At 34.6% G+C, this 24678-nt stretch carries 25 protein-coding genes; 20 read left to right on the top strand and 5 right to left on the bottom strand.

Annotated elements, in window-relative coordinates; all coding sequences use genetic code 11:
• Positions 1–235: 235 nt before the first annotated feature.
• Together C683_RS01390 and C683_RS01380 are read left to right on the top strand one after the other, a co-directional pair.
• Positions 236–511, top strand: a complete 276-nt coding sequence (locus tag C683_RS01390) for a hypothetical protein (protein ID WP_009488547.1) — start codon at positions 236–238, stop codon at positions 509–511.
• 467 nt (positions 512–978) lie between these two features.
• Positions 979–1392: a hypothetical protein gene (locus C683_RS01380; protein WP_009488545.1), complete on the top strand. Its 414-nt coding sequence runs from the start codon at positions 979–981 to the stop codon at positions 1390–1392.
• 50 nt (positions 1393–1442) lie between these two features.
• On the opposite strand, the gene C683_RS01375 is transcribed toward C683_RS01380, so the two are convergent.
• Both C683_RS01375 and C683_RS01370 read right to left on the bottom strand, forming a co-directional pair.
• Positions 1443–2255: an SDR family NAD(P)-dependent oxidoreductase gene (locus C683_RS01375; protein WP_009488544.1), complete on the bottom strand. Its 813-nt coding sequence runs from the start codon at positions 2253–2255 to the stop codon at positions 1443–1445.
• 73 nt (positions 2256–2328) lie between these two features.
• The gene (locus C683_RS01370) at positions 2329–3591 is read right to left on the bottom strand and encodes a BaiN/RdsA family NAD(P)/FAD-dependent oxidoreductase (RefSeq protein ID WP_009488543.1); all 1263 of its coding nucleotides are present in this window, start codon (positions 3589–3591) and stop codon (positions 2329–2331) included.
• 159 nt (positions 3592–3750) lie between these two features.
• Here C683_RS01370 and C683_RS01365 point away from each other — a divergent pair, with 159 nt between their 5' ends.
• The 14 genes from C683_RS01365 (at position 3751) to C683_RS01300 (ending at position 18317) form a co-directional block, all read left to right on the top strand.
• Complete coding sequence (locus C683_RS01365) at positions 3751–5103, top strand: glucose-6-phosphate isomerase (protein WP_009488542.1); 1353 nt, start codon at positions 3751–3753, stop codon at positions 5101–5103.
• Between the two features lie 162 nt (positions 5104–5265).
• A complete protein-coding gene (mltG, locus tag C683_RS01360; protein WP_009488541.1) occupies positions 5266–6405 on the top strand; it encodes an endolytic transglycosylase MltG in 1140 nt (379 codons plus the stop codon).
• Positions 6406–6460: 55 nt separating this feature from the next.
• Complete coding sequence (greA, locus tag C683_RS01355) at positions 6461–6937, top strand: transcription elongation factor GreA (protein ID WP_009488540.1); 477 nt, start codon at positions 6461–6463, stop codon at positions 6935–6937.
• 44 nt (positions 6938–6981) lie between these two features.
• Complete coding sequence (locus C683_RS01350; RefSeq protein WP_009488539.1) at positions 6982–7695, top strand: pseudouridine synthase; 714 nt, start codon at positions 6982–6984, stop codon at positions 7693–7695.
• Between the two features lie 69 nt (positions 7696–7764).
• A complete protein-coding gene (locus C683_RS01345) occupies positions 7765–8535 on the top strand; it encodes an adenine nucleotide alpha hydrolase (RefSeq protein WP_009488538.1) in 771 nt (256 codons plus the stop codon).
• A 46-nt stretch (positions 8536–8581) separates the two neighbouring features.
• A complete protein-coding gene (locus C683_RS01340; protein ID WP_009488537.1) occupies positions 8582–9526 on the top strand; it encodes a magnesium transporter CorA family protein in 945 nt (314 codons plus the stop codon).
• Between the two features lie 249 nt (positions 9527–9775).
• Complete coding sequence (locus C683_RS01335) at positions 9776–10753, top strand: TDT family transporter (RefSeq protein ID WP_009488536.1); 978 nt, start codon at positions 9776–9778, stop codon at positions 10751–10753.
• 153 nt (positions 10754–10906) lie between these two features.
• Positions 10907–11779 carry a class C sortase gene (locus tag C683_RS01330; protein ID WP_009488535.1) on the top strand — a complete coding sequence of 291 codons (873 nt, stop codon included), beginning with the start codon at positions 10907–10909 and terminating at the stop codon, positions 11777–11779.
• A complete protein-coding gene (locus C683_RS01325; protein ID WP_040388551.1) occupies positions 11760–12482 on the top strand; it encodes a class A sortase in 723 nt (240 codons plus the stop codon). Before C683_RS01330 ends, C683_RS01325 begins: the two co-directional genes overlap by 20 nt.
• Positions 12472–12906, top strand: a complete 435-nt coding sequence (locus tag C683_RS01320) for a hypothetical protein (protein ID WP_009488533.1) — start codon at positions 12472–12474, stop codon at positions 12904–12906. Before C683_RS01325 ends, C683_RS01320 begins: the two co-directional genes overlap by 11 nt.
• Before the next feature lie 27 nt (positions 12907–12933).
• Entirely contained in the window at positions 12934–15873 is a 2940-nt protein-coding gene (locus C683_RS01315; RefSeq protein ID WP_009488532.1) for a SpaA isopeptide-forming pilin-related protein, read from the top strand.
• A complete protein-coding gene (locus tag C683_RS01310) occupies positions 15870–17639 on the top strand; it encodes a SpaA isopeptide-forming pilin-related protein (RefSeq protein ID WP_009488531.1) in 1770 nt (589 codons plus the stop codon). The genes C683_RS01315 and C683_RS01310 overlap by 4 nt, the downstream gene beginning before the upstream one ends.
• A gap of 71 nt (positions 17640–17710) precedes the next feature.
• Positions 17711–18070: an arsenate reductase family protein gene (locus C683_RS01305; RefSeq protein WP_009488530.1), complete on the top strand. Its 360-nt coding sequence runs from the start codon at positions 17711–17713 to the stop codon at positions 18068–18070.
• On the top strand, positions 18063–18317 hold the full coding sequence (locus tag C683_RS01300) for a lipoyl domain-containing protein (RefSeq protein ID WP_009488529.1): 255 nt from the start codon (positions 18063–18065) through the stop codon (positions 18315–18317). The genes C683_RS01305 and C683_RS01300 overlap by 8 nt, the downstream gene beginning before the upstream one ends.
• Here the strand turns inward: C683_RS01300 and C683_RS01295 are convergent.
• The gene (locus C683_RS01295) at positions 18291–18563 is read right to left on the bottom strand and encodes a hypothetical protein (protein ID WP_009488528.1); all 273 of its coding nucleotides are present in this window, start codon (positions 18561–18563) and stop codon (positions 18291–18293) included. The genes C683_RS01300 and C683_RS01295 overlap by 27 nt on opposite strands.
• 77 nt (positions 18564–18640) lie before the next feature.
• On the opposite strand from C683_RS01295, the gene C683_RS01290 reads away from it, so the two are divergent.
• From C683_RS01290 to C683_RS01275, 4 genes are all read left to right on the top strand, one after another.
• Positions 18641–18982, top strand: coding sequence for a hypothetical protein (locus tag C683_RS01290; RefSeq protein WP_009488527.1), 342 nt, complete (start codon positions 18641–18643; stop codon positions 18980–18982).
• A gap of 11 nt (positions 18983–18993) precedes the next feature.
• Positions 18994–20049, top strand: coding sequence for a dual-specificity RNA methyltransferase RlmN (gene rlmN, locus C683_RS01285; RefSeq protein WP_009488526.1), 1056 nt, complete (start codon positions 18994–18996; stop codon positions 20047–20049).
• A 147-nt stretch (positions 20050–20196) separates the two neighbouring features.
• Positions 20197–21159 (top strand): choloylglycine hydrolase, encoded by a 963-nt coding sequence (gene bsh / locus C683_RS01280; protein WP_009488525.1) that lies wholly within the window; start codon positions 20197–20199, stop codon positions 21157–21159.
• 166 nt (positions 21160–21325) lie between these two features.
• On the top strand, positions 21326–22228 hold the full coding sequence (locus C683_RS01275; protein ID WP_009488524.1) for a diacylglycerol/lipid kinase family protein: 903 nt from the start codon (positions 21326–21328) through the stop codon (positions 22226–22228).
• Between the two features lie 51 nt (positions 22229–22279).
• Here the strand turns inward: C683_RS01275 and C683_RS01270 are convergent, their stop codons facing one another.
• Both C683_RS01270 and C683_RS01265 read right to left on the bottom strand, forming a co-directional pair.
• Positions 22280–23551, bottom strand: a complete 1272-nt coding sequence (locus tag C683_RS01270) for a hydroxymethylglutaryl-CoA reductase, degradative (protein ID WP_009488523.1) — start codon at positions 23549–23551, stop codon at positions 22280–22282.
• Entirely contained in the window at positions 23548–24678 is a 1131-nt protein-coding gene (locus tag C683_RS01265) for a thiolase family protein (protein WP_009488522.1), read from the bottom strand. Before C683_RS01265 ends, C683_RS01270 begins: the two co-directional genes overlap by 4 nt.

The following is a 24678-nucleotide window of genomic DNA, read 5'->3' as shown; positions in this document are numbered from 1 at the left end:
GATAAGAAATAATATCCCTTGCATGCGTATTCCTTCTTTCTTTATCGTCTCATTGTCCAAAGATAAGAAAGGACAATAACCCCTTTCACTTTAATAATAATCGATAAATGGGAAGGAATTCTAATGATACTACTTTATCAACAGATAAAAATAAATGTTTGAAACGTAAGAAGTGAAGAATTGTGTATAAATATGGTATAATTTATAAAAAGGATAAACAGAAAGAGAGATTTTTATGAGTAGGGAAGAAGATAAACAACAATTATTATCCGCAATTAAAGAAGCACATGAACATGGGGTATTAGAGCCAGAAATCGAGAGCATTCTTGTGGAAGCAGTGAAAGGACTAAAGAGAGGAGAGCTTCCGAGTTATGTTTCTTATCGTTTAGTGGGAAGTCTTAGTGGATATTTCATGACCCATGTCAGACAAAAACAAGATCCTTATGTGAAAAAAGTTTATGAATTAGCCAATCGCATGCAAACAGGGTATAGTGGATTTTTATTTTATTAATGAAAGAAATTCAATGAATCATGGTTTACTTATAAAAAAGAAGGATAAACTTTATTGCATAAAAAACGATGAAAGCCATCATCGTTTTTTATTTTTGCGAATGAGAAAATAAACGTTGCCAAAAAAGTTTGATTTTTAGTCGGATAAGACGAAAAGCATTTTTGGGTTTTAAGCCCATTTGTTTCCAATGATCATGAATCATATCTAAGAAGATATCTCCATTGAGAAGATAAAAAAGGGTGAGAAGTGCTCCAATAAGAAGTAAAACGATGGTTAAAAGTTTCATTTGCCTACACCTCCAATAGGGTAATCCCTCAATTTTTATAGTATTTCTATACGTTTATCATAATAAGAATATAGTAAAAACAGAAAATTATGTTCTCTTACGCATCATATCTTTGTTCTTTTTGCAAAAAGAATTATACAATAATTGTGAAAGGATTTACGAATGAAAGAGGGAATAAGAAATGAAAGAAAAATTCAAAAATTTATTTAATTTAAATGTACCGTTAGCGAGAAAAGACTTTTGGTGTATGTTTTGGATTTTCCCAGTCTTTGCTTTGCTTTGCATTTTTATCTTTTTTGGGTTATTTACTGCTCTTCATTGGAGCATGACGACGTTTATCGTGGTGCCAAATGCCATTTCTTGCTTTTTTACTTTATTTTTTATGTTGTTAATCATTCGTCGAGGATTAGATGTTGGAATTGCTCGTTGGGCACTTTACAGTTGGGCAGTATGGGTTGTCATTGATTCTTCCCTTGGTGCTTTTGGGCTTATCTTTTGGATTAATTTAGTGGGAAATGCTGTGATTGGCTGTTTACCAAGTCATTATGTAAAGAAAAATGCGATTGAAGAAGCTCAAGATGAAGAAAAATTATAAAAAAAATAGACTTAGGAAAGTTCCTAAGTCTATTTTTATAGGAAAAGAGATTAAAAGGCAGTAAATCCACCATCCACAGGTAGATAAACACCAGTGATATTGCTTGCTTCTTCACTGGCTAAGAAGAGAATACCATTTGCGACTTCTTCTGCGGCCGCAACACGTTTTTGTGGAGAAACCGTTTTTCCTTGAACGATATTATCTTCTGGTTCAGTTCCTTCTTTTGCTGCTTTTTCGCGTTTGCTAGCTAAAAAGGCTAAAGCTTCATCGTACATTGGTGTTTGTGTTGTACCTGGGTTTACCGCATTTACACGAATACCATAAGAAGCATAATCTAGAGCCATGTTACGAGTTAATCCATTTAACCCATGTTTAGAAGTAACATAAGCGCTATGTCCAGGGAATCCCGTTAATCCTGCAACAGAAGAAACGTTAATGATAGACCCATTGTGTTGTTCCATCATATAAGGAAGAGTTGCTTTTGAACAATAAAAAGCAATCATAATGTTACTATCCAGTACATGACGGAACATTTCTTCGCTCATTTCATGAACAGGAGCAGGAATTCCAGTAATCCCAGCATTGTTCACTAAAATATCGATACGACCATATTTTTCAATCGCAGTTTGAACTAAAGCTTGACAATTTTTTTCTTCACATAAGTCACCAACTAAAAAGTCCACATCTGGTGTGATTTTTTGAATTTCTTCTAGAGTTTCTTGGCTCATTTCTTCTTTTTGATCTCCAAGAACTAGTTTTGCCCCTTCTTTGGCAGCACGAATGGCACAAGCTTTTCCGATCCCGCCTGCTGCTCCAGTAATAATCATTACTTTGTCTTTAAAACGATTTGGAATGATATCCATTTTTGTCATCTCCTTTATTTCGTAGAGTACTATACTCCTCTGTGAAAAAAGATGCAAAAGAAATGACTAGTTTTTAATAATGGTAATAGCTCGCCAACGTAGCTGCTTGTTTACCGGCAACATAGCCCATACAAAAGGCAGCAGTTAAGTTAAAACCACCCGTATAGGCATTAATATCTAATACTTCTCCAGCAAAAAATAGATTTTGTTTTTTCTTGCTTTCTAGCGTTTTAGGTGTGATTTCTTTTAAAGAAACTCCACCTCCGGTAACAAACGCCTTTTCTAAAGGATAGGTACGAACAATAGAAAGAGGAAGGGCAGTCATCTTTTGATAGAATGTTTCGTATTGCGCTGGCGTAATTTGTTGCACCGGCTGCTGTGGATCAATCCCACTTTGTTCACATAAAAAGAGTAAAACTCGTTCTTGAAATTGATCATTCCAAGCATTTTTGACTGATTTTTTTCCTGCTTCTTTTTGTTTTGTTTGGAAATATTTTTGCCAATCGGTTTCTGATTTTTCTGGATGGAAGTTTACGGTGACTATAACTTCTTTTTGTGTGCGTAATAGTTGATTGATAAACATACTACAACGCAATGCTGCAGGTCCAGACAAACCAAAGTGCGTGAATAATAAGTCATGTTGATGTGTGATGACTTTTTTTCCTTGTTCATTCCAAACCGTAAGCGCAACTTCTCGTAAAGAAATTCCTTGAAGGGTACGATCTTTAATGAACGCTTCTTCACTAATTAATGGTGCTTCGGTTGGATATAACGGAGTTACAGTATGACCTTGACCTTTAGCAAATCGATAACCATCCCCTGTGGAACCCGTTTGACGATAAGTACAACCTCCAGTGGCAATAATTAAAGTATAGGCACAAAAAGATTCTTGTTCCGTTTTAACATACCAAAGGCCATTTTCTTCTCGAATACTTTGGACCTCGGTTTGAAATTTAAATTCTGCTCCTTGCTCTTTAGCGGTATTTTCTAGACATTCTACAATCGTTCTTGCTTTATCTGTAGTTGGGAAAACTCGTCCATGGTCTTCTTCTTTTAAAGGAACATGATGTTCTGGAAAGAACGTTAATAGATCTTGATTGTTAAATTGTGAAAATGTACTGTAAAGAAACTTCCCATTTCCAGGGATGTTTTCAATAATTTCATCGATGGATAGGGTAGAAGTGACGTTACAACGTCCACCACCAGTTAAGCGTAATTTCTTGCCTGCTTTTTTATTCTTCTCTAAGACAAGGACAGAAGCACCTTCTTGACTGGCAGCTACACTGGCAAATAATCCAGCAGCACCAGCACCAATAATAATTACATCATAAATCATGACTTTGGCTCCTTTTTTCTTTTCATTATAACAAATGGAAAAAAAGAACTAAACTTCCTATGAAAAGTTTTGGAAATGCTTGCAAAATGAATGAGAAAATTTTATTCTATTTAGTAGAATGAGTTAGCAAAAGCTAATCGATTCAAGGAGGAATAAGGAATGTCAAAAATTAAATTCGATTATTCAACATCTGCAAACTTTATTAGCGATGAAGAATTAGCATTTATGCAACCACAAGTGTCATGTGCACATGAATTATTACGTGAGAAAAAAGGTCCAGGATCTGACTTTTTAGGTTGGGTAGATCTACCAGTGGACTACGATAAAGAAGAATTTGACCGCATTAAAAAAGCAGCTGAAAAAATTAAAAAAGATTCTGATATCTTAATCGTTATCGGAATTGGTGGTTCTTACTTAGGAGCTCGTGCTGCGATTGATTTCTTAAACCACACATTCTACAACTTAAAAGATAGTGATACACCACAAATCTTCTTTGCAGGAAACAGCATCAGTGCTACTTACTTAAAAGATTTATTAGACATTATTGGAGATAAAGACTTCTCTGTAAACGTAATTTCTAAATCAGGAACAACAACAGAACCAGCAATTGCGTTCCGTGTGTTCAAAGAATTATTAGTGAAAAAATATGGTAAAGAAGAAGCAAACAAACGTATTTACGCTACAACAGACCGTGAACGTGGAGCAGTAAAAGTAGAAGCAGACGCTGAAGGATGGGAAACATTTGTAATTCCTGATAACGTTGGTGGACGCTACTCAGTATTTACTGCAGTAGGTTTATTACCAATAGCTGCTTCAGGAGCAAACATTGATGAATTAATGGCTGGAGCTGCAGATGCTCGTGCAGCTTACATGAGCGATAAATTAGAAGAAAACGAAGCTTACCAATACGCTGCATTACGTAACATCTTATACCGTAAAGGTAAAGATACAGAATTATTAGTAAACTACGAACCAAGCTTACAATACTTCTGCGAATGGTGGAAGCAATTATTTGGTGAAACAGAAGGTAAAGATCAAAAAGGAATTTACCCATCAAGTGCTAACTTCTCTACTGATTTACACTCATTAGGTCAATTCATCCAAGAAGGACGTCGTAACATCTTTGAGACTGTGTTACACGTAGAACAACCTCGTGAATCAATGATGATTCCAGAAATGGAAGAAAACTTAGATGGCTTAGCTTACTTACAAGGTCGTGACATGAACGATGTAAACGACAAAGCCTTTGAAGGTGTATTATTAGCTCACATCGACGGAGATGTACCAAACTTTGTTTTAAACTTAGCAGACATGAGCGAACGTACATTAGGTGAAATGATGTACTTCTTTGAATTAGCTGCTGGTATTTCAGGTTACTTAAACGCAATTAACCCATTCAACCAACCAGGAGTAGAAAAATATAAGAGCAACATGTTCGCTTTATTAGGAAAACCTGGATTTGAAGAACAAACTAAAGAATTAAATGAACGTTTAGATAAATTTAATAAATAGTTTTCCATGAAAGAAAGCTTGATTTCAAGCTTTCTTTTTTTATTTTTTCATTGCAATGAAAACAGATTCATGCAATAATTGAAACTAATTATAAGTATTGCTATAATAAGAAAGTGCTATAAGCAGAAGAAGGAATGAATGAGGATAAGGTGAGGTTTATTTATGACAGAAGAAATAAAAAAACCAAGTCCAAAACCGTCTAGAAGACGAGATACGCAAGAACCAAAAAAACGAATCATTATGATTGTAGCGATTGCGTTAGTAATTGGTGTCTTAGCGTTAGGATTTGCTTTTTATAATTACTGGAATTCAGGGTTAGAAGCAATGAACCCTAAAGACACTAAAGATTATCAAATCGAGATTCCAGTGGGTTCATCAACCAAACAAATCGGTAGCATCTTAGAAGATAAAGGGATTGTTAAATCTGGATTTGTCTTCTCTTACTATGCAAAATCACATGCGAAAAAAGGTTTCCAAGCTGGCTATTATGCATTATCTCCAAGCATGGATGTGAAAAAAGTAGTTTCAACTTTAGAAAAAGGCGGATCTACTGACCCTCGTGGAATTCCAATTGCTACGATAACGATTCCAGAAGGATATACCGTAGATCAAATCGGTGATTTAATTGAGAAGAAAACAGATTTCTCAAAAGAAGAATTTTTAAACTTAATGCGTAACCGTGACTTCTATAATAAGATGGAACAAAAATATCCGGAATTATTACAAAGTGAAGAATCAACGATTGATCAAGTACGTTATTACTTTGAAGGATATTTGTATCCAGCAACTTATAACTTGTATAAGAAAGAATCTTTAGAAGAATTTGTCGAAGAAATTTTAGGCAATATGAATACGGTGATGAAAGAATTCTATGAACCAATTAAGCAACAAAACTTAACGGTTCAGCACGTCTTAACTCTTGCTTCTTTAGTTGAAAAAGAAGGAGTAACCGAAGAAGATCGTCGTAAGATTGCTGGTGTTTTCTTCAATCGTATTGCAAAAGGAATGCCTTTACAATCAGATATTTCTGTAACGTATGCAATGGGTGAACATAAAGTTCATTTATCTGTAGATGATGTAAGAACACAATCTCCATACAACTTATATATCAATCCAGGCTTTGGACCAGGACCATTCAATAATCCAAGTAAAGCAGCGATTGATGCGGTTGTATATCCTGAAAAGAGTGATTACTTGTATTTCATCGCTGATATTAAGACTGGAAAAGTTTACTTCGCAAAAACATTTGAAGAACACGAAAAACTATGCTCTCAATATATTGAAGGGTATAATAATAAGTAAAATATGAAGTGTGGCTTTGCCACACTTTGTATTGTTTATTAAAGGAGAGAAAAACATGGCAGAAAAAGTATTTCCAATGACTTTAGAAGGAAAACAAAAATTAGAAAACGAATTAGAAGAATTAATTATGAAAAAACGTCCTGAAATCGTAGAACGTATTAAAATTGCACGTAGCTACGGGGACTTATCAGAAAACTCTGAATATGAATCTGCAAAAGATGAACAAGCTTTTGTCGAAGGTCGTATTACAACTTTAGAAAATATGATTCGTTTTGCTCAAATTATTGATAGTGAAGGCGTAGATAGTGACGAAGTTTCTTTAGGTAAAACAGTTACATTTAAAGAATTACCAGATGGAGAAGAAGAAACTTATACTATCGTAGGTTCTGCGGAAGCAGATCCATTTGCTGGTAAAATTTCTAATGATTCACCAATCGCTCAAGCATTATTAGGTGCTCACTTAGGAGAAGAAGTGGTAATTGCAACTCCAGGTGGCGAAATGAAAGTAGAAATTATTAAAGTAGAAAATTAATAAACAGAAAAGTTGGCCTAGCCAACTTTTTTTTGTGAGGAAAAATGAGAGTTGATAAAGTATTAGAGCAAAAATTACAAGCAAGTCGGAAACAAATGAAGCAATGGCTTAAAAATGAAGATGTCATCGTGAATGGAAAAGTGGTTACAGAAGGAAATTATGATATCGAAGGACGAATTGACACCTTGACAGTAGAAGGAAAAGAAATTGGAATTCCACAACATGATTACTATATGTTACATAAACCAAAAGGGGTCGTCACGGCGAATACCGATGCCAAAGATCCAACGATTTTTGATTACTTACCTAAAATAAAAGAAGGATTTTCCATTGGGCGCTTAGATAAAGATACGACAGGATTAATTATCGTTACGAATAACGGAAGACTCGGTTATCATTGTACCCAAGCGAAAACGAAAGTGGGAAAATGGTATGAAGTAACCGTCAATGGCCCATTGACCAAAAAAGATGAACAAGCTTTTTTAGACGGCATTACTTTTTTAGATGGAACACGTTGTCGCTCGGCTCAATTATGGATTGAAAAAAGTGGCGAAAAAGAAAGTGAAGCTAAAGTTTATCTAACAGAAGGGAAACGACATCAAATTAAAAAGATGTTTTTAGCTCAAGGAGTCAAGGTGACAGCATTGAAACGAACACAAGTCGGACCTATTGTTTTAGATGAGCAATTAGAAGAAGGAGAATATCGTCCACTGACCAAAGAAGAAATCGAAGAATTATACGAAGAAATGCGAAACTAAGAGCCACTTTTGAGTTGGATGTGCTATAATAAAAAAATACCAAGAGAAAACAGAAAATGAGGGAAAATTGTGGAAAGAATTGTTCGTTTTGAAAAGAAAGATAATCAACGTTTGTTTAATCCTGTCCGTGATGCGATTTTAAAATACAAAATGATTGAACCTGGAGATAAAGTCGCTATCGGTATGAGCGGTGGGAAAGATAGTTCTACTTTATTTTACTTATTGCATACTATGAAGGAACAAAACCGTTTAGGATTCCAAGATTTTGAATTACATCCAGTAGCGTTAGATACAAATCGTTTGATGGATTTAACGCCATTGAAAGAATTTTGTGCAGATTTAGGTTATGAATTAGAAGTCATTCCAACCGATATTGCAGAAATTGTTTTTGATGTTCGTCAAGAGAAGAATCCATGCTCCTTATGTGCAAATTTGCGTCGAGGTGTGTTGTATTCTACTTGTCAAGAACGTGGATATAATAAAGTAGCGTTAGGACACCATTTAGATGATGCGATTGAAACCTACTTTATGAACTTTTTATTCCATGGCGAAATGGCGAGCTTTAAACCAGTTACTTATTTAACAAAAACAGAAACTACCGTCATTCGTCCATTATTATATGTCCATGAGCAAAATATTATTCATTTTGTAGAACGTGAAAAAAATGTACCGGTCATCTTTAATCCTTGTCCTGTAGATAAGAAAACAAAACGAGAAGAAATTAAGCATTTAGTGACTCATTTAGCAAAAACTTATCCTGATGTGCGTGAAAAATTCGTCAAGATGATGGAAAGTGAGGACAAAGCTGAGTTTTGGCATCCGCTTGACCCTCAAGAATAGGATGACTACAATAAAGCTAGAATAGAAGAGAAAAGAGGGACCCCCAGTGATTGAATTTTATGTCAATGATGAACAAGGGAATTTACAAGAAGTTTCCCATTTTTGTAACCATTCATGGGTCAATGTGAGTAGTCCCAATCAAGAAGATATCGACTATTTATTAAACGAGTTACAAGTACCCGAAGACTTTATGAATTATGTACTCGACCGAGACGAATCTGCTCGTATTGAAAAAGATAATGATACGAATGTCACACTCGTGATTTACGATATTCCGTATTTCAATGAAGATAGTGAAGATTCGATTTATAGTACCATTCCGATGAGTTTTTTGATTTTTCCACATTGTATTGTGACCGTCTCAACCGATTTCCAAATCTTAGATCAGTATCAAGAAGCTCAATTACGTAAAACATTAAACCCGGCTTTGCCGATTCAATTTTTACTTCAATTTCTTTATGAAGCAGCGAAAAAATATCTAAGCTATTTGCGTATTTTGAACAAACGTCGTAAAGATATTGAAAAAAATATTGGTATGAAACCACGAAATGAAGATTTAATGCAACTGATGAGAATTGAACGCTCATTGATTTATTTCATTATGTCTTTGAAAACGAATAGTCTAGTTTTAGAAAAAATTCGTCGTGGTTATTACCTAGTTACCTATGAAGAAGATAATGAACTATTAGAAGACTTAATGATTGAAACTCAACAAGGGATTGAAATGGCGGAGATTTCGAACCGCATTATTAATGAATCAACAGATACCTATGCCAATTTGATTTCCAACAACATGAACGAAGTGATGAAATTCTTAACCGTGTATTCTTTAATTTTATCCATTCCAACGATTGTCTTTAGTTTCTATGGAATGAACGTGCATTTGCCATTGGCCGATTGGAAGCATTGGAGTTGGATTGTAGTGACTGTTATTGCGGTACTGATTTCCCTTTTATTTATTCGCTATTTCAAACACAAAGATTATTTCTAGAAAGATTAGAAAAATTTTTTCTAATCTTTTTTTGTGCTCATAATTCACAAGTTTGTAAAAAAATACACAAACTTACAATGGGAAAAACTCAAGGATAAGATGTGAAAAAATCACATATTGAGAAGAAAAAGGAATAAATTGTTTATTTTATCACTTTAAAAAAGGCGAAAATAAGGGAAAATGACATTTTGAAAATCAAAAAAATATTGCTACAATGGGAAAGACAGAAAAAAAGAAAGGAATTATTTTATGAGAACATTTTTCAAATCTATTCCAATTCCGATGTGCGGATTGGTTTTAGCCATTTTATCCATTGGTAATTTATACACTGCCTATCATTTACCGATTTTAACTAGTATTTTTGGAACGATTGGTGTCATTTTGATGTGTTTAATTTTAGCAAAAATTATCTTTGTCTTTGAACATACACGTCATGACTTAAAAAACCCAATTATTGCTTCCACATCTCCAACGTTTTCGATGGGATTCATGGTGTTATGTACGTATTTAGTTCGTTGGTTTCCTGATCAACCGATTGTTAATTACTTGTGGCTATTTGCGATTGTCATTCAATTTTTATTAGTTATTTACTTTACGTATTATTTCTTAATCGCTTCTGATGTCACAATGGAACATGTTTATCCAAGTTGGTTTGTTGTGTACTGTGGATTAGGAATTGTGCCTGTAACTTGTGCAAACTTCTATCCAGAAGTAGGACGAGTATTATTCTGGTTAGCTTTATTGTTCTATTTCATTTTATTACCAGTCATTATTTACCGTGTCTTTATTCACCGTAAATTTGAAGAACATACCATGCCATTAGTAACGATTTTAGCTGCACCAGGATCATTGTGTTTAGCAGGATATTTATCTGCGTTCCCACATCCACATATTGTTTTGGTAACGTTATTAACGATTATTTCTCAACTATTATATCTATTTGTTATCTTCCGTTTACCAGCAATGTTAAAAGGAGCATTCTATCCAAGTTATGCTGCGTTTACTTTCCCATTGGTAATTTGTGCGGTCGCTTTAACAAAAGCTTATCAATATTATCTACAAGCCGGTCATGCATTTACATGGATGCATTATTTAGCCGTAGTAGAAACAGTTATTGCTAGTGTGATTGTAGTTTATGTCTTAATCAAATATATTCATTTCATTATTAAAGCGAATGTAACAAAGAAAACTCCACATACTGATGCGAATGACGCAATTGAAGAATAAAATAAAAAATAAAGTTTGTACAAAGAGCAACAAAGTGTGCTATACACAGTTGCTCTTTTTTTGCAAATAATTTGATAAAAAAGCGTTTTTTTTTAGTTTTGTTTAATCTTTAGAGAGTAAGATTGTACACAGAAGTACAAAAAAGGAGGCACTATGAGTAAGAAAAACTCAAAGAAACCTCTCATTATTATTGCACTTTTGCTTTATTTGGTAGGTGGTGCAGTGTTATTCTATCCGATTTGGAGTCAATGGTGGAATGAACACAATCAAAGTCAAGCCATTCAAACCTATCAAGGAGATGTGGAAAAAGCATCTCGTGAAGAAATAAATAAAGTATGGAAAAATGCTCAATTATATAATCAAAAATTATACAAAAAGGGATTAGATTATTACGCAAGCAAAGGAAACTTTGACCATTACAAAAAGCAATTACTCGTTGGTGATTCAAATGTAATGGGAATTATCGATATCCCTTCTATTAACGTTCATTTACCTATCTATCATGGAACGGAAGATCGAATCTTAGAAGTAGGAGTTGGGCATTTAGAAGGAACCTCATTACCGACTGGCGGTAAAAATACCCATGCCGTACTAACTGGACATACAGGGTTACCTTCTGGTGGTACTTTATTTACACCGTTAGTGAAACTACGAAAAGGAAATTTATTTTCCATTCGTGTGTTAAATAAAGTTTTATATTATCAAGTCGATGATATAAAAGTAGAAAAGCCTGAAAAAGTACATACCCTAGGAATCTATCCCGGAAAAGACTATGTGACATTGATTACCTGTACCCCATATGGTGTAAATAGTCACCGTCTTCTTGTCCGAGGGGTTCGCATTAATGAAGATTTGAGTACCCCAAATAATATCCGTCGTATTCCACCAATCATTGTCTGGTTGGCATTTGCTACTATTGTAATTGCACTTCTCATATTGTATTTTGTTTTGCGCAAAAAACGTCAAAAGAAAATCAATGAGAAAGAAAGACAAGAGAGTATAGAGGATGAAACGAAAGAGAGATAATTGGACTGAAACAAGTCTAAAGATATTAATGATTCCTATCTTATTGGTAGGAATCTTTCTATTTTTAAATGGGTTGATTATGCCATTCCTTTCTGAGCGATTAACAAAAGAACATTTGTTAAGTAATTATTCGGCAGAGGAATTAGCAGAAAATCAAAAGAAGTCTAGTGAGTATGATTATGAAGGTGTTTCTTATTTGACGTCACTATCTTTATTACAATCACAAGCAAAAGATATGGTCGAAAAAGATAAGGTGCCTGTTGTTGGTGATATTGTGATTCCAAGTGTGAATATTCATTTACCCATAGTCAAAGGAATCAGTCAATACTATTTATCTATCGGAGCAGGAGAAATGCGACCAGAAGAAAAAATGGGAGTTCATAACTATTCATTAGCATCTCATAATTTTAATGATGATCGTATTTTATTCTCACCTTTACGACACATTAATATTGGAGACAAAGTTTATTTAAGTGATAAGCGTAATGTGTATGTCTATGAAGTCGATGACAAAGAATATGTGGCACCCACACAAATTTCTGTCATTGAAGAAGGAAAGAAAAATAAAATTACTCTTGTTACTTGTAGTATGTCAGGAAAAACGCGTCTTGTGGTCACTGGCCCTTTAGTAAAAACTTACTCATGGGCAAAAACCCCAGGAAACGTGAAGGATTATTTCTTAGGAGGTAGAAATGACCGATAGTAAAGCGGAAATCGAAGCAAGGCCAGAAGAAACTCCGATAAAGAACAAAAAGAAACGTTCTTTAGGAACTGTCCTGATTGTTGTATTGACGATTGTTATCTTGTTTGCTAGTTTTTATGTTTTTCAGCGCAATATCATTAGTGTAGTACAAAGTAAAGAAAATCATTTTTTCCATATTTTGTATCAAGCTAAACACTATGATAAAGATGATGAGGTAGCGATTCTAAACGATGATAAAGAAGGAATCTTAGCAACCATCATTGCCATGCCAAAAGAGAAAGTAAAAGAGAAGAAAGTTCTCTTATTATTAGAAGGACAAAACAAAGTACCCAAAAATCAATGCGTCCTTCAATATTCCTATCATGGAAAAACGTATTACCGTTTAATTCCACAAGAAGAAATCCTAGGCAAGAAGCTGATTTAACTATTACCCTACAAAGGAGGTGAGACTATGAAACGAGTCGTTCCGTGGTTACTCACTTTTATCGTGTGTACCCCAAATGTATTGTCTGGTGTTGAGACGGTAAACGCTTTGACACGAGATAAAAAAGAACAAACGAAAATTTCTGATGTGAAGTTTTCTAAAGATGCCATTCATTCGCAAGAAAAAATGGATCTTTCTTTTAAAATCGAAAAGCCGAAAGAAAGTCCGTTAGAACGAACTTATTCGATTCCAAAAGATATCGAACATTCTTTAATTCCAACAAAATCCAAGTATGTTATTAAACAAAAGAAAAAAGAAGTTGGAGAAATTCGTTTTAAAAAGGACAAAATGATGGTGCAGTGGAAACAAGATACTGCCCAACAAAAAATTGAAACTGATTGTACCTTAGAAGTAAAAGCTCATTATTATAATGATGAAGAAGAAATTAATAAGGTAAAAATCGGTAAAGAAGTTACCAAGATCTTACCTGCCACTGAGCCATTAGAAGATGAAAACTTATTGATTCAAGATATTCACTATCAGCCACTTGAACGAAAAAAAGAGAATCAAGTTGTTTTAGATTTAAAATGGCCAGTGACTACTGAATTAAAAGAAGGAAATCAATATGTGTTTAAGCTACCAAAATGGATGGAAGCGAAAAAACGTGAGATTTCTTTTAAAGACGAAGACAAGAAAAACTGGTTTGAGGCAAAAATCGAAAAAGAACGGATTACTTTGAAAATCTTAAAAGGAAAAGTATATGATCCAACGGTTTATCGTTTGCCAATCGTTTTTCGTGTCAACGCCAACCAAAATGAAAAAGTAGTGCAATGGATGAAGCGTGCGATTCCATTACAGAAAAAGTCAGTCGCGATGGATGAGATTGATACAGCAGCTGTAGATACAACAAAAGAAACAAAAGAAGAGCACAAACAAAGTTCAGCTCCTGATTCTGAACCTTCTTCTACACGTGAAAAGACGAGAAGTGTTTCTTTAACCAGTGATTCTGCAGATGATGCAACATCAACAACGACTACCGATATCCAAGATGCAATTATTCTTTCTCATCAAGAAGTGAAAGAAGGGGCTACGGAACAAGAGGAAATCAAAATTCGTACAGTAGAAGAACTTCTACAAAAAAGCCAGCGTATCCGTCGAGCAGCGCAAGAGCGTAGCAGTGGATTAAATTATTCGATTTCTGCAAATGCAGCGATTGTCCCAAACAATAAAAAATTCCATTTCACTGTGAATTTAAGAGAACGTTATGCAGGTGAAATCAAACCAGGAATGGAAGATGTTTTCACCTTGACAGATCTAGGATCAAATGTAGCTTATCTTGAAGGCGAACCACAAAGCTTTGTGTTAACAAGTGATGAGGGAGACAGAGTTGGAACAGTGACGATTGAAAAACATCTTGTCCGTGTTCGTTATGAACATCATAGAAAGACTTATCGTCCAATGCATGTAGAATTCCGTGTACCTGTTACTGCTCATAACTTTACCGCAGAAGAACATGAACTTTATATGACAGGTGGTAATACAAAATTACGTATTATTGCTTTAGGTTTACCAGCAGATCAAGTTCAAGCGAAACCGTTAGAAGATTTAAGTAATAAAAATATAGTTGATAGTATTAGTGTATCTCCTTCTACATGTAATGATGGAGAAGATGTAAATATTATGGTCCGTTTTAGTGAAAAATATGCTAATACAATTCATGATGGTGATAGTTTTACTGTTCGATTGGGAGATTTAGGCCCAGATGTAGCTTCTCTTACTGCATATAAACCTAAAAAAAATCCACAACCACTAGTACAAAATGGAATTGAGATGGCAGACTTGTACATTTATGATCACGAAGCTCGAGTAGTTTTTAAAAATGTGAATCTATTGCATAATATTTGGGGAAATTTTACTTTTCCGGCAAAAGCAAGAAATTTCACTCCAAATGACGCAAAAATCCCTATCACATCAGGAAATCATAAAACATATTTAACAATTAATGGTGTGACTAACTCGGGATCTGATGAAAATCCATTTTATTATAAGTCTGGAGATATGTCATTAGAAAACCCAAGTCATGTTCAATGGTGGTTAAACGGTAATTTAAATCAAGAAGAATTACTAGATAATGTTTATATTCGAGATCAAGTACAACAAGGTCATATTGTTGATTGGTCAACTATGTATATCTATTTCAGAGGTGGCCCACTGAATGGTAGAACTTTTTCAATGGAAGAGTTTAATAACAGTGGTTATGGATATATTCAAAAAGTTTCTAATACAGAATTTAATGTTACAATTTCCCCTTGGATTATTGACGCTTGGGGACGTTGGATGCCGCAAACAGGAAACTTTACGGTGACATATCAAACGTTAATTACTAATCCAAATCAATTAACCTTTGATAACCATTCTCAAATTTGTTATCGAACTCCAAATGATTCTAAGAATTGGGAAGAGGCAAATGCTACAGTAAAGAATATCTTTATGGATGGTGAAATCCATGGTGAAAAAGATCTACTATTAGAAAAAGTGGATGAGAATAATCGTAATAATCATTTACAGGGCGCACATTTTGAATTAGTAAATTCTAAAACGAATAAAGTATATCGTGGAGTTACAAATAAAGAAGGTAAAATTCTATTTAAAGATATAGCAAATGGAACATATGTTCTTCGCGAAACGAAGGCTCCTGATGGTTACCGAGAAAATCATAAACCTTTTGAAATCTTTGTCTCTAATAAAGGTATAGAATTTAAGAGTAACTACAAAGAGATTATTTCTCATACAAAAAACAGCTTTATAATTACCAATAAAAAGAAAAAATCTGAAGCTGTCGGTCCATTATTACCAAATACTGGTGGGGACGGATATAAAACATGGCTTATTCTGGTTGCCTGTACCCTAATTTTAGGCACTATGATTTTATATATTTATAAGAAGAAAGGAACTCATACACAATGAAAAACAACAAAATGATGAAAGCCTCAGTGGCTTCAGCAATGTTATTAGGTTTAGTAGCACCTACAGTATTAGCTACTACAAATGTTGCAACTGCAACAGCAGCAGAATCAAAACAAGATAGCGCTTTACAAGAAAGCTTAAAAGCGACAACAGGTCATGATAGCATTACCATTACATCTCACAATGGTATTCCATTGGATAAAGAAACATTTAATGCTTATCGTTTAATGGATGCTCACTACGTTAAAGGTGAAAATGATACACGTGAAGAAGCATACGTAATTATTCCAAAATGGCAAAAATTCTTTAACAAAGAAGTTAAAGGTAATGAAGAAACAAAATGTTCCGATGAAGAAGCTGCTAAATATTTGGCTAATTTACAAAAAGATCCTGCAGGATTGAAAAAATTCCAAGAACATGTATTTGACTATGCAAATGATCATAGTATTGAACCATTAGGTACAAAAAATGCAGAAAGAAATACTTATACAATTTCTAATTTACCAGATGGTTACTACAGTGTAATCCAAGTAGCAGATGAAAATACTGTTTCATTATCATACAATATCTTAGTTACAGTCGATGGACATGATACAAATGCGAAAGTAGATTTAAAAGCTGATGTTCCATCACTATTAAAAACAATGAACGGAACTGATGATCCAAAAAATGATAAGAAAGCAATGGATTTTGCAATCGGTGATGATGTACCATTCCGCTTAGTATCAAAAGTTCCTGATATGTCTGGATTTGAAGCCGACAAAGATGGTAAACATGGTGGACGTTATGTCTTTGAAGTTTGCGATACAATGAGTAAAGGATTAACGTTAGATCCAAATAGTATTGATATTAAAATTGATGGTAAAGAATATAAAGATTTTGACTATGTAAAAACAGGAGATAATAAATTCCGTTTAGTATTTGGTATTAATTCTACAAATGGAAAATCAGATGACTGTACTAAAGATAAGGATGGATGTACAAATACAACACCATCAAATGATAAAGATGTTTTATCTGATGCAGATGGCGTTTTAAATGATGAAGTTTTCAAGAAAAATACAGGTAAACCAATTGTAATTACTTATAAAGCAAAATTAAATGCCAATGCTGTGTTAGGTAAAGAAGGAAATGCCAATACAGCCAATGTATTATACTCAAATAACCCATACAAACCAGAAAATGTAAACCATACTTGGGATAGTACAACTCATGCTTTCACATTTGGCTTAGATTTAACAAAAGTAGATGATAACCAAAAAGCATTAGCAGGTGCTGAATTCCAATTAACTACAAATGATGGAACAGAAATCAAAGTTAAACAAGAAAAAGATGGTTCATATGTTGTTTCTAAAGATGATGATGCTGTTTCAAAAGTAGTATCATCAAAAGATGGTAAAATCTTTGTTAAAGGGTTAGATGCTGGTTCATATCAATTAAAAGAAACTAAAGCTCCAGCAGGATATAACTTATTAGAAAAACCAATTAAATTTACAATTTCTCCAAAATACAAAGAAATTCAACCAGGTGATTATACTAATATCGAGGGAATTTTAGAAGACTTAACTGTTACTGGAACAGAAACAGGTCATGAATTTTCTGCAGATGCTACTAAAGGTACTGTTTCAACAACTGTAGTCAACAAAGCTGGCGGATTATTACCAAAAACAGGGGGACGTGGTATCTTCATGTTAGCAGCAATCGGTTTAGCTTTAATGGCTTTAGCAACTTACGTATTATTTGGTCGTAAAAAAGCTACAAAATAATTAAAATAATTTAGGAAGGTGAGTTTTCTCACCTTCTTTTTTGGTATAATGGAAAAATGGAGGGAAAGAATATGAATACATTTTATTGGTATCCAAAGTGCTCAACTTGTCGTAAGGCAAAAAAATTTTTAGATGAACATAATGTTTCTTATGAAGCAATTGATATGATTACAAATACACCAGATAAAGCAACCATCCTTGCGTGGTTAGAACGTAAAGATTACCCAATCCGTCGTTATTTCAATACTAGCGGACAAAAATACCGTGCTTCTGGTTTAAAAGAAAAACTAGATGAGATGAGTTTAGAAGAATGTGCAGAAGTTTTATCCCAAGATGGCATGTTATTACGTCGTCCAATTTTAGTTACTGAAAATGGTGTCGCATTTGGTTTTAAAGAAGATCAATATAAGGAGATGTTGAACCTTGACTAATTTAGTAGAAGTAGCCACAGTAGAGGGCACAACGTATTTTCAATTAACAAAAGAAGCGCAAGAAAAATATGGCTCAGAACCATTTTTCTCTTTCTTTGTTGAAGAAGGGGCAAAAGTAGAGGAAGGGGAAGTCATTGCAGAAATGGAAGCAGATAAAACCGTTATTGATTTACCTGCTCCTTGTGCTGCAACTATTGTGCGTTTAGCGCAAGCTCCACAATTATGCGTCGTGGATATCCACGTATAATTTATGACTACGAGGGAACTCCAATTTCATTTTTTTCTTCAATAGTTTATACATTTCTTTTTCACTTAATTCGGGATAAGCTTCATGCTCGTATCCATCTGTAAGTAGGGTATAGGTCTCATTGTCTTTATGAATTTGAATTTTACGGTCTCTTTTAAAGCTAGCGACAATCATTTCACATTGCATTTTATTTTTACTTTGTTTTTGTAAAAAGGAAGGGACTTGTTGATAAGAAATTAATTTCATAAGCTTCTCCTTTCGAACCTTGTTTCTATTCATAGTATACTAGGTCTGAACTAAAGATAATAGAAAAGAGGATGACCATGCAAGTATTATGGACAAAGGATGTAGCAACAATGTTTGATGGAGAAGACAAAAAAGCACTAGCGAGTGAATTATTAAAACGAATTCCATCATTTATCGAAAATGATTATTATCGTATTAAACCCGTTCGTTTACTAGCAAAAGAACCATACCCAATTCAAGAATTACGTGTACACGTGAAGAAGAAAGACTATCGTGTTGCTTTTGCTGAAAAAGGAGAAGAAAAAATTATCTTTTATGTAGATCCCATTTTGAAAAAATCAATTTTTGAGGCAAACTGCCGTAAATATGTAAATAAAAATAAAAATTATCTAGCTGGAGCAGAGCTAGTCAAAGAATAGGAGTGGATGATTTGAAACCATCAATCTATGGATTAACACGCCCAGAAATGGAAGCATGGTTTATTGAACATGGAGAAAAGAAATTTAGAGCAACACAAGTTTGGGATTGGTTATATCGTAAACGTGTGAACTCTTTTGCGGAAATGACAAACTTAAAAGCACCTGTCATTGCGATGTTAGAAGAAAACTTTGTAATCAATCCGTTAAAAGAAAGTATTATCCAAAAATCAAGCGATGGAACAATCAAATATTTATTTGAATTAAGTGACCATCAATTAATTGAAACCGTATTAATGCGTCATAAATATGGTCTATCTGTTTGTGTAACTACACAAGTTGGTTGTAACATGGGATGTTCTTTCTGTGCGAGTGGGTTACGTAAAAAACAACGTGACTTAACCGCTGGAGAAATTGTTTCTCAAGTGATGCAAGTACAACGTTATCTAGATGCACAAGGCAATGATGAACGTGTCAGCCATATTGTAGTCATGGGAATTGGTGAACCTTTTGATAACTACGATAATGTAATGACATTTTTACGCGTAGTGAATGATGATAAAGGATTAGCTATTGGTGCTCGTCACATTACCGTTTCTACTTGTGGAATCGTACCAAAAATTCGTCAATTTACAAAAGAAGGATTACAAGTAAACCTAGCTCTTTCTTTACATGCGCCAAATGACGAAATCCGTACTAAGATTATGAAGATTAACCGTGCGTTCAAATTAGAAGATGTGATGGATGCTTTATTTGATTATATGGATGAAACAAACCGCCGTGTAACTTTTGAATATATTATGATTCATAATGTGAATGACCAAAAAGAACATGCAAAAGAGTTAGTAGAGCTATTAAAAGATCACAAGAAATTATGCTATGTAAACTTAATTCCTTATAATCCAGTGAACGAACATGTGGATTATCAACGTAGTGAATTAGATGATATTTTAGCATTTTACGACATTTTGAAGAAAAATGGAATTAACTGTGTCATTCGTCAAGAACACGGAACAGATATTGATGCAGCTTGTGGACAATTACGTTCAAAAGCAATGAAAAAACAATAATTCTCATATTTTTCATATCGGAATAGTGAATTGAGAAGAAAAAATATGGAAGAAACAAAGGTGAGTTGCTTGCCTTTTGTGAATTATTCATATTAAAATAAAAATTGACCGAAGTGGTTAAAAGAGGAATAGAAAGAAGGATTTTTTATGTGTACAGGTTTAAGATTTACTGATACAGCAAATAATCTATATTTTGGTCGTAATTTAGACCTTGATGAAAATAACTACGGAGAACAACCAATTTTAGCTCCTGAAGGATATGAAATGCAATATCGTCATATGCCAGCTAAAAAATTATCAACAGCGATTATTGGTATGGGTGTAAACGCAGGTGGATACCCATTATTCTTCGAAGCTTGTAGCGCACGCGGAATGGGTATTGCAGGATTAAACTTCCCACGCAACGCTTACTTCGCTCCAGAAGGTGACCAAACTAAAAAATATAATGTAACTCCATATGAATTCATGGTATGGGCATTAGATGAATTTGAATCTGTTGCTGAATTACGTGAAGCATTAAAAGATACATACTTAATCGGTACAGACTTTGCACCAGGTATGCCTTTATCTCCATTACACTGGATCATTTCAGACGCAAATGAAACAATCGTTGTGGAACAAACAAAAGAAAAAGGTTTAATGGTTTACGAAAACAATGTAGACGTATTAACAAACAATCCAGAATTCCCATGGCACATCCAAAACTTAAACAACTACATTGGTTTAAGTGCAAATGACCGTTCAAACACAACTTGGAACCGTCAAGAATTACAATTCCAAGGTATTGGTACAGGTCAATTAGGATTACCAGGGGATAGTTCAACTCAATCACGCTTCGTGAAAACAGCATTCTTAAATGCTAACTACCCAACTCAAGAAGGAGAAGAAGCAAACGTTGCTCGTATGTTCAACACATTAATGGACGTAGCTATGCCTTACGGAAGTGTTATCAACGAACATGGTGCAATCGAATTTACAATCTACACTTCTTGCTACTCACAAGCAACTCAAACTTATTACTACCACATTTGGAACGAAGCTGAAATCAAACATGCTTCTATTACAGATGAAAACCGTAAAGGTACAGAAATCGTTACTTTCGAAAAATAAGCAACGAGTAGAAGAAGAGCTAGGGATTTTCTCTAGCTCTTTTTTCTTTCTGTGTGATTATAAAATAAACTTAAAAAAAGATGGAACTTTCATCGGCAAAATATGGAAAAAGCCGAACGATTGTGATAGATTATATAATGAAATGAAAACTTGGGAGGAACAGAGCATGACCAAAGCAATGTTAGTCATTAATCCTTCTTCAGGTGGAGAAAGAGCCTCTTATTACAAACATTTAGCACTGGCTACCTTACGAGCAAAATTTGGGACAGTAGAATTACGTGAAACAACCGGTCCTTATGATGCAACTCGTTTTGCAAGAGAAGCTTGTGAGAATTACTATGATGCTTTTTTTGTCATGGGAGGAGATGGCACCGTTAATGAAGGAATTAGTGGATTAGCGGAACAGCCGTATCGACCAAAGTTTGGTTTTTTCCCATTAGGTACAGTAAATGATTTGGCTCGTGCCTTAGGAATTTCTTTGCATCCAAGACAAGCTATTATGGATATTGAAGATGCAGTTTTGAAACCATTAGATATTGGAAAAATTAATGATCATTATTTTATGAATGTTGTTGCTTTAGGAGACATTCCAGAAGAATTAAACAACGTAAAATCAGAACAAAAAACAAAATTGGGAAAATTAGCGTATAGTTTAGCAGGCGTAAAAGCACTGAAAGAAAATGAACAACATGAATTTTTATTAAACATGGACGGAGAAGAGATAAACCTAACCACAAGTTTAATTATGATTGGGCTAACAAGTTCCATTGGTGGCTTTAAACATATGATTGACCCAGCAGAAGTTGATGATGGAAAATTACATTTTATTGCTTTACTTGCCGATAATTTATTTGATACGTTAATGGTGGCGCCAACCGTGTTAAGTGGTGATTTAATCAATAATGAAAAAATCTATTACCGTGAGTTTGAACATTTACATATTGCGCTAGAAAATGAAGAAATAAGCCCATTTTCAGCGAATGTTGATGGCGATCGCGATGATCCATTACCGTTAGATATTTCGGTTTTACCTCAACATTTAGAAGTATATGTTCCTCGTAAAAAATAAAAAACATCCACAATCATAAGAATCATTTGATCCTTAGATGTGGATGTTTTTTTATTTACGTATTTTATTTAAATATTCTTTCGCTGCTGTTGAATTTAGACATTGATTTTCTTTAAGATAAGTCGCCACTTTTTCAATTTCAGAGCCAATCGCTCCTGCATGGATTGCTAAACTATTGGCGTGAAGACTCATATGTCCTCGTTGAATTCCTTCGCTAACCAAAGCTTTTAAGGCGGCTAAGTTTTGTGCTAGTCCTACAGCTGCCATAATTTGAGCTAATTTTCGACTGGATGGATGGTTAAGTAACGATAAATTCGCTTTTGCTTTTGGTAAAACACGAATTGCTCCACCTACTGTACCTAATGCTAGAGGAAGTGAGATTTCTCCACATAATCCCTCATCAGATAGATGCCAATAGGATAATGTTTGATAATGTCCTGAGCGAACGGCATAAGCATGCACAGCAGATTCCACAGCACGAGTATCATTTCCTGTAGCTAAAGCCACAGCATGCACACCATTCATAATTCCTTTATTATGAGTCACAGCTCGATAAGGATCAGTGTTGGCATATTCTGTTGCCAGCACAATACGTTCAGCTAATTCTTTTCCTTCTTCTTCTGTTTTTCCAAGAGCAGAGTAGGGAATACAAGTAGAAGCACTCGCTACTGCTTCGGTTGGTAAATTACTTAAAATGGCAAGTAATTTTTCACCACCGGTCCATTTTTCCAGTGTCGGAGCAATTCCTTCCATCATCGTATTTACAATATTAGCTCCCATGGCTTCTTTTGTATCGATAAAGAAGAGAACTGTTAAAAATTCATGACTAGAAGAATTTTTAGTTAAGACTTGAATATTTTTTACCCCACCTCCACGCTCGACAATAGAAGGGTGATATTGATTGGTTTCTTCAATGATTTCTTCTCGGTGGGATTCTAATGTTTGGATGGCGGTAGCTAAATCAGGAATATTGGTTAATACAACTTCACCTGTAGCATATTTGTGTTCCATTTTTGTATGAAAACCGCCGCCTTTTTTAGCCATTTTCGCAGCATTACTTGCGGCAGCAATAACTGAAGGCTCTTCTGTAGCCATAGGAATAACATAATCTTTTTTATTGATGACAAAATTTAAACCAAGACCCATAGGAATATCAAAATTACCAATATAATTTTCCACTAAATGATCTCCAATTTCAGGGCTCAGTAAATATTGAGACATCAAAATGTTTAATGTATTGTTAGTATATCCTGCTTCTAATAAACGTTCTTTTCGTTCTTCAATAGAACATTCATAAAATTTGTGCGTGTCTAATTCATTCATTTGTCTCTCACAACCTCAAGGGCCATACCCATTCCGCCACCAATACATAGAGAAACTAGCCCTAAATGTTTATCATTTTCTTCTAGCTGTTGAACCATTTGCATGACTAAGCGAGTTCCACTAGCACCTAGAGGATGACCAAGAGCAATTGCGCCACCCCAAATATTTAATTTTTCTTTTGGAATGTTTAATTCTTTTTGACAAGCGACGGATTGACTCGCAAAAGCTTCATTTAATTCGATGTAATCATAATCATCGATGGTGCGATGTTCTTTTTGACATAACATTTGAATCGCCAAAATAGGAGCAACACCCATATATTCTGGATCCATTCCTACTTCGACAAAGTTTTGAATCGTTGCCAAAATAGGTAATCCTTCTGCTTTTGCTTTTTCTTCTGTCATTAACGCAACTACTGCTGCTCCATCACTTAAAGCAGAACTATTTCCTGCGGTAACTGTACCATCTTCTGCAAAAACAGTCTTTAAGGTAGCTAATTTTTCTAAAGAAGTTGTAGGGCGCAGGCATTCATCTGCTTCAATCCCTGCAACAGGAGTGATGACTTGCGCAAATTTTCCTGCGTCTTGAGCTGCTTTTGCTTTTTGTTGAGACTGATAAGCAAAGGCATCTTGTTCTTCACGAGTAATATGGAAAGCACGAGCTACATTTTCTGCAGTAACTCCCATTTTCTCATGAGAAAAGTCATCCGCTAACCCATCATCAAAACTATCTGTAATTTCTTCAGTAAAGCGGTCTTTTAATAGAGGGGTTTTTGTAAAACTATCCACGCCACCAGCGATAATACATTGAGCACGGCCAGTTTCTAGCATTTGAGCTGCTAGATCTAAAGAAAGTAAGCCAGAACCACACACTTGATTAACGGTCATTGCCGTTACTTTTTCGGATAATCCTGCTTTTATTGCGGCAAAGCGAGCAGGGTTTTGTCCTACTCCAGCACCAAAGACTTCACCTAAAATTACTTTATCGCATAAATCTTTTAATTTTGGTTCTTTATCCAATAGTCCTTTTACTGCTGCTGCTGCAATTTCATTAGGGGCTAAGTCTTTAAAGCCCCCATTGAATTTAGCAAAAGGAGTACGATTCATTCCGACAATCGCAATTTTCAT

The organism is Catellicoccus marimammalium M35/04/3, assembly GCF_000313915.1.
Lineage (GTDB): Bacteria > Bacillota > Bacilli > Lactobacillales > Catellicoccaceae > Catellicoccus > Catellicoccus marimammalium.
Note: the sequence above shows the minus strand (reverse complement) of the source record. Positions and strands in the feature narration are given on the sequence as shown.